The 12,344-nt window shown below is 65.6% G+C and carries 9 protein-coding genes; 5 read left to right on the forward strand and 4 right to left on the reverse strand.

The window, feature by feature from the left end; translation table 11 throughout:
* Positions 1-44: 44 nt before the first annotated feature.
* The 3 genes from G0A00_RS17715 (at position 45) to G0A00_RS17725 (ending at position 6,121) form a co-directional block, all read left to right on the forward strand.
* The gene (locus G0A00_RS17715) at positions 45-2,714 is read left to right on the forward strand and encodes a hypothetical protein (RefSeq protein WP_164183016.1); all 2,670 of its coding nucleotides are present in this window, start codon (positions 45-47) and stop codon (positions 2,712-2,714) included.
* 139 nt (positions 2,715-2,853) lie between these two features.
* On the forward strand, positions 2,854-4,794 hold the full coding sequence (locus tag G0A00_RS17720) for a type I secretion system permease/ATPase (RefSeq protein ID WP_203595424.1): 1,941 nt from the start codon (positions 2,854-2,856) through the stop codon (positions 4,792-4,794).
* The gene (locus G0A00_RS17725) at positions 4,787-6,121 is read left to right on the forward strand and encodes an HlyD family type I secretion periplasmic adaptor subunit (protein WP_164183018.1); all 1,335 of its coding nucleotides are present in this window, start codon (positions 4,787-4,789) and stop codon (positions 6,119-6,121) included. Before G0A00_RS17720 ends, G0A00_RS17725 begins: the two co-directional genes overlap by 8 nt.
* A 401-nt stretch (positions 6,122-6,522) precedes the next feature.
* On the opposite strand, the gene G0A00_RS17730 is transcribed toward G0A00_RS17725, so the two are convergent.
* The 3 genes from G0A00_RS17730 to G0A00_RS17740 all read right to left on the reverse strand — a co-directional run bounded on the left by G0A00_RS17730 (position 6,523) and on the right by G0A00_RS17740 (position 9,535).
* On the reverse strand, positions 6,523-7,758 hold the full coding sequence (locus G0A00_RS17730; RefSeq protein WP_164183020.1) for an FAD-binding oxidoreductase: 1,236 nt from the start codon (positions 7,756-7,758) through the stop codon (positions 6,523-6,525).
* Between the two features lie 67 nt (positions 7,759-7,825).
* Entirely contained in the window at positions 7,826-8,575 is a 750-nt protein-coding gene (locus tag G0A00_RS17735; protein ID WP_235953146.1) for a TetR/AcrR family transcriptional regulator, read from the reverse strand.
* 336 nt (positions 8,576-8,911) lie between these two features.
* A complete protein-coding gene (locus G0A00_RS17740; protein ID WP_203595425.1) occupies positions 8,912-9,535 on the reverse strand; it encodes a molybdopterin dinucleotide binding domain-containing protein in 624 nt (207 codons plus the stop codon).
* Between G0A00_RS17740 and G0A00_RS17745 the strand changes: the two genes are divergently transcribed.
* Positions 9,494-10,090, forward strand: coding sequence for a gamma-glutamyltransferase (locus G0A00_RS17745; RefSeq protein WP_203595426.1), 597 nt, complete (start codon positions 9,494-9,496; stop codon positions 10,088-10,090). The genes G0A00_RS17740 and G0A00_RS17745 overlap by 42 nt on opposite strands.
* A gap of 278 nt (positions 10,091-10,368) precedes the next feature.
* Entirely contained in the window at positions 10,369-11,079 is a 711-nt protein-coding gene (locus G0A00_RS17750; RefSeq protein WP_164183022.1) for a tellurite resistance TerB family protein, read from the forward strand.
* Between the two features lie 124 nt (positions 11,080-11,203).
* Here the strand turns inward: G0A00_RS17750 and G0A00_RS17755 are convergent.
* Positions 11,204-12,344 (reverse strand): SLC13 family permease (locus tag G0A00_RS17755; protein WP_164214219.1); only part of this gene is annotated, 1,141 nt, incomplete at its 5' end.

A 12,344-nucleotide genomic window follows, 5' to 3' on the forward strand; every position in this document is an offset into this window, starting at 1 on the left:
GGACCGCGTTTTGCGGTCCCGGCGCTTTTTATGAGAGCAGACCAATGTGGCCAGACAGAACAACCGACACGATCACCCATTTCATCGGCCTGTTTGACCTGTCGGTGGATCAGGCGCGGCTCCGGGACATCTACGAAGAGTTCGAACTGCGGGCGAAGACCATGGAGCTTGATGGGCTCGAGGAGGTCTCGCCGGTGATCGAGCACAGCTATGATCTTGTGAGCAGCAATGTCGCGCCGCTGTCTTATCCCTTTGATCTCGAACTGCCGCCGGTGCCGCTGCCCTATGTGCCGCCGATCGACCCGGGCAAGCCGGACGCGCCGTGGCAGACTGCAACCGTAGAGATCCCCGATACCGCGACGCGGCTTCCCGCGCTCGACACGCCGGACGCGCCGCCTCCGCCGCCCCCGATCCTTCCGCAATTGCCGCATCCGGGGTCGGTGCTGAACATCATCGATCAGCAGATCTGGCTGCGCGATGACGATGTGCTCGGCGAGACCGGGTTTGCCCCGCGCCAGAGCGATGGCGAGAGCGATGGCCCGACGATGGCCGCCGAGGCGGAGGCGCTGGAACTGGTCACCGACAGCCTGCCGGATCTTGGCGTGGTGCCGCATCTGGCAGAGGCCGAGGCGATGGCCGAAGCGATGCTGGAGGCGCGGACCGAGGCTCTGTCTGCCGAGGCGGAGGACGCAGGGCAGGCGGCGGAGGCGTCCGAGGAAGCCAGCTCGACGGTCGCAGAGGCTGTCTCATATCTTCCCGAAACGCCTGCCGCCGAGATCAAAGACGCGGCCCCGGACGTGGTGCCGGAACCGACCGCGACAGACCCGCAGACGCCGACGGTCGAACGGGCCGTCCACTATGGCGAGGACGCGGTGGGCCAGTTCGTCAACGGCACGCGCAGCGACGAGGCGCCGGAGTGGACAGACCTGCTGCCGGAATACCACCGCACCGAAGATGCCTCCGACGGCTCGGACGCTGGCGTGGCCCCGCGCGACCTGCCGCAAGAGGCTGGCGTCAATCGCGATTTCGAAGACGGGCACAGCCTCGTGACGGGCGGCAATCAAGCGGTGAACGAAGCCTCGATCTCGACCGCATGGGTCGACGCGCCGGTGATCGCCGCGGGCGGCACATGGATCGAGCTTGACCAGATCGAACAGGTTGCCGCGGTGTCGAACAAGGACATCGGTGCGCAACTCGGCGCTTTGCAGGAAACCACGGTGACCCAGATCGCCGAGATCAGCGAGACCGCGGCCCCCATCACCCGCCAGACAGAGCAAATCTCTGGCGATGGCGCGGCGCCGAAATGGCTCTTCCTCGACCGGATCGAGGGCGATCTCATCGTGTCCCACCACATCAATCAGCTGATCCAAGCCTTCGACAATGACGTTTTCGGCGCGACCATCGCGGCCTCGTCCAGCGCGTTCATCCTTGGCGACAACACGCTGTTCAACGCGAGCCATGTGCTCGCGGTGGGGCTCAACTACGACCAGATCTTGGTGAAGGGCGATTTCATCGAGATCAACGCCATCAGCCAGAAGCTGTCGCTGGAAGACGATGACCGGATCGAGGGGCTGCCCGAGCCCGAGCCCGATCCGGTTGTCGCGCTGCCTGAAGCTGTGCCAGAGCCCGTGCAAGACACCCTGCCGGAACCTTTGCCTGAACCCGCGCCGGTCGCCGCAGTGCCCGCAACGCCGGGGGCCGCAGTGCTTGGCACGGTGGATGGCGTTCCGATCGAGCCCGATGTGCTGCTGGTCGAGACCGAAACCATCTCTGAACGGCAGGTCACCGAGGCTTCGGCGGGCACGACCTCTGCCCCGCCCGATCCGCAGCCCGCACCATCGCCGCGCGAAGCGGCCAGCGACGCGCCGGGCACATCCATCGCCGAGGCTGCCACAGCAGCGATGGCCGAGCAGATGGCCGAGGAGTTGGACCGGGCGATGGACGAGGCGGCAGAGGCCGGGGTGCAACTGGAGGAGCGCGCCCAAACGCCAACCGCAGCGGACATCCGGGCAGAGGCAGAGCACGTGCCAGAGGAGACCGAACCGCCCGAGCAGGAGGATGAGCCGCCCGAGGTCGCGGACCCCGATGGCTCGGACGCCTATGCGCCGCTTGCCGAAGTGGCCGCGGATGAGGCCGAAGCGGCGCCGCAGGGGAACATGCTGCTCAACGAGGCGCGGATCGAAAAGACCGGCGTCGACACTTCGGTGGAGATCACCGAGACCATGTCGGAGATCGTTGCGGGCATGCATGACGACATGGATATCCTGCGCGAGAAACTCTTGCAGGACCCGGCGCTTGCCGGGCTCGAATACGCGCGTGTGCTGATGGTCGAGGGCGATCTCATCCAGTCGCGTATCGTCGAGCAGACCACGGCGCTCACCGACAATGACGATATCCGCCTGCCGGACGCGCTGCCCGAGGAGATGGAGCTTGTCGTCGGGCAGAACGCGCTGATGAACATGGCCTCGATTGACGACATCGGCATCGACTCGCAGGTCATGGCTGCGGAGGGGGCCTATTCCGATCTGCTCATCCATCAGGCGTCGCTGATCGACGAGCCGGTGCCCGAGAGCGGCGACTTGCTGTCCGAGGCTGTCGCATTCCTTGCCGAAACCGAGCTTGCCGCCGAACAGCAGCTGGATGATCTCGCGGCCGAGATGGGGCAGATGAAGGATCTGATGCAGGCCGACGACCTGTCCTCGGCGATGACCTGACGTATTTGAGACCACCCACCACTCACCACTTTGGACAATTTTTCTGTCTGACTTGACGTATTTTCAGAAGGACAAGTGATTTGACTGGCTTATTTTCCAACTTTGCACCGGCGGGGGTTGTCCCTCGCGGGAGCGTCGCATGACCGCCCCGCAGCGACGCGCCTTCGACGCCGGATCCGACGCAGCGCCGCAACAGCGTCACAGGACAGAAATGCGCGACGATGGCACCGCCGCGGGCCATAGGCAGGACGGTTTCGGAACGACCATCGAGGCGCGCGCCAATGAACCCATCGTGCGCAAGTCCGGCTCGGGCGGCGGCGATGGCAAGCCGCCGGTCAAATTCCACCGCAGGCAAGATCCAGAGCGCTTTGACCGGATCCTGCGCGACGTCCGGCGCGCGGTGACGCGCAATCTTGCGGTCGTCGGCGTGCTGACCTTCGCCACCAATATCCTGCTGCTGTCGATCCCCATCTACCTCTTTCAGATCAGCGACCGGGTGCTGACCAGCCGGTCCTTGGACACGCTGGTCATGCTGACCATCATCATCGTCGGGGCGATCCTGTTCCAATCGGTGTTTGACGCGATCCGGCGTTTCATCCTGATGCGGACGGCGGTTCTGGTCGCCACGCGGCTTGGCGCCCCGGTGCTGAGCGCCGCGGCGCATGCCTCTCTGCACGGCAGCGGGCGCGAGTATCAGACGCTGGGCGATCTGCAGCAGATGCGCAGTTTTCTGGTCTCCTCGACGCTGATCGCCTTCCTCGACGTGCCCTTCGCGCCGCTGTTCATGCTGGCGATCTTCTTGGTGCATCCCGAGCTGGGGCTGATCGTCCTCGTCACCGCGGTGCTGCTGATGGTCATCGCCCTCGCCAACCAGCGTGCGACCTCGCGCCAGTTCGCCGAGGCCAATATCGCCCAGTCCAAGGCCAATCAGCATCTCGATTCCATGTCGCGCAACAGCCAGATCATCAACGCTCTGGCGATGATCCCCGAGGCGGTGCGGATCTGGGGCCGGGACACGGCGGCCTCGCTCGGGGCGCAGGTGCGCGCGCAGGACCGCAACGTGATCTTCGCCTCGATCTCGCGCGCGGTGCGTCTGCTGACCCAGATCGCGATCCTTGGCTGGGGCTCGTTTCTGGCGATCGAGGGCGAGATCACCGGCGGCATGGTCATTGCCGCGTCGATTATCGCGGGCCGGGCGTTCTCGCCGATCGAAGGGTCGATCGAGGGGTGGAACACCTTCCTGCTCACGCGCGGGGCGAGCGAGCGGGTCACCGGCCTCTTGCGCTCCACGCAGAACAAATTCGAGAAGCTGCGGCTGCCGCATCCGCAGGGGCGGCTCGACGTGGAAAGGCTGCTGTACGTGCCGGGCGGGACCAAGCAGGTTGTGCTCAACGGCATCAACTTTTCCCTCAGCCCCGGCGATACGCTGGCGGTGATCGGCAACTCCGGGGCGGGCAAGACCACGCTTGGCAAGATGCTGGTGGGCTCGATCCTGCCGACCTCGGGCAGCGTGCGGCTGGACCTGATGGACATTCGCAACTGGGACCCGCGGCAGTTCGGCGAGAACATCGGCTATCTGCCGCAGGACGTGCAGCTGTTTCCCGGCACCATCAAGGACAATATCGCGCGCATGCGCAGCGACGCCACGGACGCCGCCATTCACGAGGCTGCGGTTCTGGCCGATGTGCACAATATGATCGCCAATCTGCCGCAGGGCTATGAGACGCTCGTGGCCGCCGATGGCTCGCCCCTCTCCGGCGGGCAGAAGCAGCGCATCGCGCTGGCCCGCGCCTTTTACGGCAACCCTTGCCTGCTGGTGCTGGACGAGCCGAATTCGAACCTCGACGTGGCGGGCGACAAGGCGCTGGCGCAGGCGCTGCAGCACGCCAAATCCAAGGGCATCACCGTCGTCGTCATCACCCAAAAGCCGACGCTGCTTGGGGTTGTCGACAAGATCATGCTGCTGACCGATGGCAGGGTCGCCCTGTTTGGCGAGCGCGAGACGGTTCTGGCCAAGATCAACGGACCCAAGGCGCCGCCGAAATCTGTCACCGACTCGGAAGGAGGTCCGCATGAGTGATCTGATCGAAACCGACGCCCCGTGGTATGCAGAGGTTCCCTGCTCGGTCAGCAAGTTCGCGGTGCTCGGCCTCGGCCTCATGGTCGCGGCCTTCGGCGGCTTTGCGCTCTGGGCCTTTGCCGCGCCGCTCGCCGCGGCGGTGATCGCGCAGGGCAGTTTTGTCGCCACCGGCCGCAACAAGATCGTGCAGCATCTCGAAGGCGGGATCATCGAGCAGATCTATGTCTCCGAAGGGCAACTCATTCACGCCGGAGAACAGATCCTGAGCCTCGATCGCACCGCCGCGCAGGCCAGCGAGCGCGAGCTTCACCTGCGGCGGTACCGGCTGCGCGCGATTGCCGAACGGCTCTATGCCGAATATCGCGAAGAGACCGAGATGGTGTTCTCCGAGGCGTTGACCTCAGAGGCCGACGATCCCGAGTTCGCCGCGATCCTCGACAGCCAGCGGCTGGCCCATGCGGTCTCGCGCAAGTCGCTGGCCAATGACATCACCCTGCTGCGCAAGCAGATCGATGCGCTGCGGGTGCGCGAGAGCGGCTATGTCTCGCAGCTCGAGTTCCTGCGCCTGCGCGCCGACATCCTGAAGGAGGAGTTCGCCGATAAGAACAAGCTCTTCGAGCGCAATCTGGTGCAGAAGTCCGAACTGAACGCCATCCGCCGAATACAGGCCGAGGCAGAGGGGCAATTGGCGCGGCTCGATGCCGAGGTCGACGAGATCCGCCAGATGGTCCTGAGATACACCAGCGAGATCAGCGCCGCGCGCGCGGTCTACCGCCAGACCGCGCTTGACGAGCTGGGGCCGATTGAGGCCGACCTTGAAAGCATCACCGAGCAGGCGCGCAAGGCCCGCAACGTGCTGGATCGCTCGGTGGTGCGCGCGCCCGTGACCGGCACGGTGGTGCGGCTGCATTTCCACACGCCGGGCGGGGTCATCGAAACCGGCAAGCCCATCGTCGAGCTTCTGCCCGCCGACGCGCCGCTGATCATCGAGGTGCAGATCCCCCGCACCGATATCGACAGCGTGATGGTCGGGCAGGAGGCGACGGTGCGGCTCATCGCGCTGAACCAGCGCACCACGCCGGTTCTGCAGGGCGAGGTCACCTATATCTCGGCGGACTCGCTGCATGATCCCGAGATGAGCTTGGGGCAAGAGATGTACATCGCCCGGATCTCGCTGCCGCCAGAGCAGGTTGGCCGGGTGCCCGGGTTCGCGCCGACACCTGGGATGCCGGTCGAGATCATGATCATGACCCAGACCCGCACCTTCGCGGCCTATATCAGCAAGCCGATCCTCGACAGCATGTCGCGCGCCTTCCGCGAGCAATGATGTCGCGCGCCGCCTGACAGCAGGGCCGCGTCAGGTGTTCTGGGACGCGGCCCGAGGGACCGGGGCTCCCGCCTGCGAACCCCTGAAGGTCCAGCCGATGATGGCTTGCAGCACGACAGCGCCCACGAGAGCATTGAAGATCGCGTCGAGAGGCAGCCCCAACAGCGCCAGAATCCCAAGGCCCCCGGCCGAGGCCTTGCGCGGGAAAAGCGCGATCAGCCCGATGCCGCAACAGCGGGCGCAGTCCCAGTCCCTCAACGGTCAGGCCGCCGCCGGGCAGGACCTTGCGCGCGCGCCAGCGCAGCCTGACTGCCCGGGTTGCGCGCGATGTAGCGCGCCGGCGCGGCGGACTGCAGCGTGTCGGTATGCGAGGGGGTCGTGTCGGGGAACTTTGGGAGGTCTTATGCGAGTTGGGTGGCGGGGCTGAGCGCATCGAGCAGCGGGGAATGCGCGCCCTCCATCGCCTCGGCCAGCAGGGTGCCGGTGGTGGGCCCGAGCGTGAACCCCTGATGGCCGTGGCCGAAGTTGGTCCAGAGACCGGGCTGGCCGGGCAGGGCCCCCAGCATCGGCAGCATTCCCGGCAGGCAGGGACGGGAGCCGTACCACTGCGGTTCCTCAAGGCGCGGCCCCAGTTCGATCAGGGCATCGACCGCGGCTTCGGCCCGGCGCAGCTGGCGCGGATCTGCCGCGGCGTCCTGAGGGACAAGCTGCGCACCGCTGGTCATGCGCATACCAAGTCGCATGTTCGACAGCACCACGCCGTTCGCCGCATCGAGGAAAGGGCGACGCGGGCGCATGGGGGCATCGTAATGCGCGTGGTATCCCCGTTTCAGGACCATGGGCACCTTGACGCCGAACCGCCTGAGGAAGACGCCCGACCAAGGGCCAAGGCAGATCACGGCCTGTTCCGCCGACACCGGGCCCTCGGAAGTGGCGATCTGCCAGCCTTCACCGCTGCGTGCCAGCGTGTCGGCATCGCCGGTCACGATCCGCCCGCCGCGTGTCTCGAAGAGCTTAGCATAGGCTTGCGTCAATGCGCCGGGATCGGAGACGGACCAGCTGTCGGTGTAATGCACCGCCCCTGCGGGCGTCAGGCGCAGGGCGGGTTCCTCGCGGCGCCAGTCCTCGCCTGCGACGATACGGGATTGCACGCCGTAGGCGGCCTTGAAACGCTCTGCCTCGGCTGCGGCCTCGTCAAAGGCCTGCGCCCCGCGCAGCAGGATCACCAGCCCTTCGCGGGTTATCAAGTTGTCGGAGCCGGAGGCGAGGATCAGCGGCTGGTGATCCTCGCTCGCCCGGCCGGTCAGCTGGCTGTAGCTTTCCGCCGCCTTCGCGTGGCCTTTGGGGGAGGAGTTCGCGAAATAGCGCATCAGCGCGGGCACCATGCTGCGGATGCCCGACAGGGAATAGCTGACGTCGTTGCTGCGCCCGAGGCCGAAGCTGAGCAGAGTCTTCAGGTCGCGCGGGATCGCGTAGGGTTCGGCCGCTTCGACCTGGATGATGCCGGCATTGCCATAGCTGGTTTCCCGGCCCGGCTCGCGCCGATCGGCCAGGGTCACCTCATGGCCGCGCGCCTGCAGCGCCAGCGCGGTGGAAACGCCGACCATACCGGCGCCGAGGACGAGGATTTCGGACATGGGTCCGCCTTTCAAGGAAGTGGCCGGGCTGGGACCCGGACCGGAAAAGATGAATGGGGCGCGGGCATCATGCCTGGCCCTTTGCCGGCGCGCGGGCGGCCAGCCCGTCGATCAGAAGGTCCAGAAGCAGCTCGAAGCTGCTGGTGTAGGGAACGGTGGCACCGTTCTGCCAGCGCAGAACGAAGATCCGGTTGGAGATCTGGGGCAGCACCGCGTGGGTCAGCGGATAGTCCGCCGGGTCGATCGCCTCTAGCCGTTCGGCGAAGATCGCCTCCCAATCCTCGCTGCTGTCAGCAGGTCCGGGGGCGAATTCCATGGTGACAAAGCCCGCCAGCCCGCCGATCAGCGCGTTGAAGGCGTCACGCATCATCTCGCCTTCATAGCCGGCCTCCTGCAGCGCACCCAAGACGACCTCGACCCAAGCGAGGTTGGCGACGCCGTTGGATTTAAGCTGCGCGCCCAGCAAGGGGGCGACATTGGCATGTTCGCGGACGTGATCTCGGTAGGACAAGAAGACAGCGCGCAGCCGGGTTTGCCAGTCCATCCCGGGCAGCAGGTTCTCGGAGACCGAGCCGGTGATCGAAGCGGAAATCTCGGCGAAAAGATCCTCCTTCGCGCCGCCGACGTGCCAGTAGATATTGCCGGCCGAGACGCCAAGCGTGCGCGCAAGATCGCGGATCGAGAAAGCGGCCAGCCCCTTTTCGTCAATCTGACGGATGGCGGCGGCAACGATGCCCTCTTTGGTCAGTCCGATGGCTGCGGCGCGACCACGAAGCTTACCGCCTGATTTTTGATCTGTATCCAGGGTCAGTTCCAAGTTTTTTGCGCAAAATATGCGTGTAGTGGCGGCGAGCACAGCGGTTCTCAGGGAAAAGTCACCATATTATTGATCGCCGCTCAATAAAATTATTGAACACTGGTCAATAGAAAACGCGACAGTGATCAAGCCTTCCCGCCGTGCCCCACGGCCTAGCGACGACCACTTGCTCTCATCGGCGCCACCCTTGCGGCCAGCTACCCGGCCAAGTGACCGCATGATCGCCTCGCAATAAACGACAACGCCCCCGCACATCCTGCGGGGGCGTTTTGCGTACATCGGATGCGGCCTGTCACGGGGTCCGGAACTATGGGGGCCGGAAATATGGGGCCGGGATCACGCGTCCGGGACCGAGCGCCGGACAATCTGCGGTGGGATGAAGGCTTCGACTTCGGGAAGGTCACCTTGGAAGGGCTCAACCTCAACAAGACAGGACTGAGCCGACGGCGCTTGAGACAGCTGTGACGCGCCGCGATCTGGGCAGAGCACATTGGGATTGCCGTGTCTTTCGAGCGGCTTCCCTTGGTCATCCGGCGCGTCGGGGGACGGGTCGAACCACGCGCCCGTAGGCAGTTGAACCACTCCGGGCCGCATCGCGTCGTCGATGCAAAGTGCGGCAAGGCAGGCGCCACGCGCGTTGAACACCCGAATGATGTCCCCCTCACTCAGCCCGCGATGCTCCGCGTCCTGTGGATGCATACGCAGGACCTCACGACCATTGCGCTTGGCGTCCCGCGAGACACCGGCAAGGTCGTATTGGCTGTGCAGACGTGTCTTGGGTTGGTTCGAGATAAGGTGCAGCGGGAAGGTTTTGGCCAGATCAGCGCCCAGCCATTCTTTGGGAGGAAGCCACGTGGGATGCGCTGGACAGTCGTCGTAGCCGTAGCCGTAGCCGTAGCTGGCGAAGGCATGGCGCTGATGTCCGAAGCGCTGACCGATGACCCCGAGCGGGCGCCGCACCGCGGCGGGCCGCGCGCCTACCTGCACACCGCGGGCGTGGCCTGCGCCGATGCCGACGGATGCGTGGTCTCGTCGCTGGTCAGCGTCTTCGACGATTTCGGAAGCGGGGTTTATGTCCCCGAGGGCGGCTTCATGCTCAACAACCGCGCCGCGGGCTTTGGCCCTGCGCCGAATGACGCGGCTGCAGGAAAACGCCCGGTGCATACGCTCGCTCCGGCCCTGCTGACCGGCCCCGACGGGTCCGTCTGGGCCCTGGCCACCCCTGGTGCCGACGGACAGGTGCAGACCTTGCTGCAGGTGCTGTCCCGGGCGCGGCTCGCGGGCGAAGATCTCGCCGCAGCGGTGGCCGCGCCGCGTTGGAGGTCTGAGAACGGGCAACTTTTGATCGAAGAGTCGCACCCGGAAATCGAGGCCCTTCGCGCACTCGGCCACGCCTTGAAGGTCCTTCCCTCAGGTGATCTGCGCTTCGGCGCGATCGTGGCGGCGGGGATGCAAGGTGGCAGCCCGCGTGCTCTGGCCGACTGGCGTCGGCTGACAACGGCGGGCGTGACCTAGGAGGCGCTGAGCACTGACGGTGAGATCTGCACCAGCACCCCATGACAGGCAAAGACTTGCGTGAGGCATCTGCCCCGGAAACGCGAGTCTGGCCGTGGCTTTTACCTCAAGAGCGTTTCTGTCGCGGCCTGCAGTGACGGGAAGCTCATGACGCGGGACGGAACCAACGCGTCATCACGAAGCCGTAGGGATCGGGGTCCCGAAATTGATCTGGCTACCCTGCGTTCATACCTGACCTGATGAACAATTTCAGGTGAACGATCGGCGAGGACTGCAGGATGGACGTCAACAAGCTTCTCGAAGGGTTTCTCGGCGCGAAAGGTGGCGCAGGTACGGGAATGGGCGCCCCGGGCAAGGCTACCGGATCGGGTCTGCCGTCGGGGTTGATCGGGGGGGCCGCCGCGGGAGGGCTCATCGCGCTGCTGGCCGGCTCGAAGAAGGGCCGCAAGCTCGGCGGGAAGGCGATCAAATACGGCGGGCTCGCCGCCGTGGGCGGGTTGGCGTATAAGGCCTATTCCGACTGGCAGGCGCAGAAGACCTCGGGCACCGAGCCAGATCCGCTCGGACTTCCGAAACCGTCGCCCGAGAGCGGCTTCGATCCCGAGAACGACCGCGACGCGCGGGGTGACGATTTTCGGCTGGTCCTCATGCGGGCGATGATCTCTGCAGCGCAGAGCGACAACCACATAGACCAGGACGAGCACGGTCGCATCCGGGAGCAGGTCGCGGCCTTTGATCTTGGACCGAATGAGAAGGCGGCGCTCTACGATTACTTCTCGGAACCCGCGGACCCGGCGACCATCGCCGGGCTGGCCCGGACCGAGGCGCAGAAGGCGGAAATCTACCTTGCCTCGGCGCTCTGCATCGACCCCGACACTCCCGACGAAGAGCAGTACATGCGCGCCTTGGCGACCGAGCTGCGGCTGCCTGACGGGCTGCGGGGACATCTCGATGCCGAGGCCGCCGCGGCCCGGCAGCAGATGGCCTGAGCGGAAACCGCAGCATCGCCGGGCAGGCGCGGGAAAACGCTGCCTGCCCGGGCACGGCTCAATCAAGCGGTCGCTGATCAACCGCGTGACCAGAGCCCATCTGCGGTGTGCTGTGGCCGCCGGGTCAGTAGAGGCCGAGCAGGTATCCCACCGCCATCAGGATCAGCGAATAGACCCACATTGTCAGGATCGAGTAGCGGATATGTCGTCCGATCTCGGCGCGGGCAAGGCCGAGGGCCAGCCACATCGCGGGCGAGAACGGGCTGATGAAAGTGCCGACGATATTGCCGATGACCAGCGCGTGGACCGTCGATGCAGGGTCGATCCCCGCTGGTTCGGTGATCTGCAGCACGATGGGAAGCAGGCCGAAATAGTATGCATCGGTCGAGAGGATGAGCTCGATCGGCAAGGCCACGAGGCCAAGCAGCAGGTGCAGGATACCGACCGCGCCTTCCGGCAGCACACCGACCAGCGCCTCTGCCATGGCACGCAGCATGCCACTGCCATCGACAATACCAAGGAAGCTGCCCGCGGCGAGAATGATCGCTCCCATGAGCAGGGCCGAGTCCGCGTGGGCGCGGATGCGGTCCATTTGCATCGACACGTCAGGGTAGTTGATGACCATCAGCACCCCGAGGCCGATCATGAACACATAGGCTGCGGGCAGAATGCCGCTGACCAGCGTGGCGATCACGCACAGGAAGATCACCGCGTTGACCCACAGGAGCTTTGGACGCAGCAGACCCGCTTCCTGTTCGGTGAGTTCATGGCCGTCCTCGAAAGCGCCGAGTTCGGTGCGGCTGTGATGGGCCTGCTCAAGGGAGGTGCCATCCGCTGCGGCCATTGCGGCTTCTGCAGAGCCCGCTGCGGCGATGCGTTTCCGCTCGCGCAGCCCGTAGAGCGCGGCAATCGCCAGCAGCACCACAAGACCGGTCAGCTGCACCGGGATCAGCGGGCGCCAGAGGTCCGTGACCTCGAGGCCTGTGACGGCTGCGGCCCGGCCGAGCGGGCCGGCCCAGGGCAGCATGTTTGCCATGCCGGCGCCGGTGGCGAGCAGCATGAGCATCAGGTACCGGCTCATCCCGAGCCGCGCGTAGAGCGGCAGCAGCGCCGGGACGGTCAGCAGGAAAGTGGTGGCCCCGGCACCGTCGAGATGCGCGCAGACGCCGATCAGCGCCGTGCCGATGGCGACATAAACGACGTTGCCGCCGGTGGGTTCTGTCGCAAACTTTGTATTTCCGTTCCTGCGTGATGGCCGATATGCC

The sequence above is a fragment of the Salipiger sp. PrR002 genome (genome assembly GCF_010500775.1).
Classification (GTDB): domain Bacteria; phylum Pseudomonadota; class Alphaproteobacteria; order Rhodobacterales; family Rhodobacteraceae; genus Salipiger.

What these genes read in the sequence shown, in the direction of transcription:
- G0A00_RS17715 (WP_164183016.1), top strand. Translation starts at nt 45, where the DNA reads ATGTGGCCAGACAGAACAACCGACACGATCACCCATTTCATCGGCCTG.
- G0A00_RS17720 (WP_203595424.1), top strand. Translation starts at nt 2,854, where the DNA reads ATGACCGCCCCGCAGCGACGCGCCTTCGACGCCGGATCCGACGCAGCG.
- G0A00_RS17725 (WP_164183018.1), top strand. Translation starts at nt 4,787, where the DNA reads ATGAGTGATCTGATCGAAACCGACGCCCCGTGGTATGCAGAGGTTCCC.
- G0A00_RS17730 (WP_164183020.1), bottom strand. Translation starts at nt 7,758, where the DNA reads ATGTCCGAAATCCTCGTCCTCGGCGCCGGTATGGTCGGCGTTTCCACC.
- G0A00_RS17745 (WP_203595426.1), top strand. Translation starts at nt 9,494, where the DNA reads ATGTCCGAAGCGCTGACCGATGACCCCGAGCGGGCGCCGCACCGCGGC.
- G0A00_RS17750 (WP_164183022.1), top strand. Translation starts at nt 10,369, where the DNA reads ATGGACGTCAACAAGCTTCTCGAAGGGTTTCTCGGCGCGAAAGGTGGC.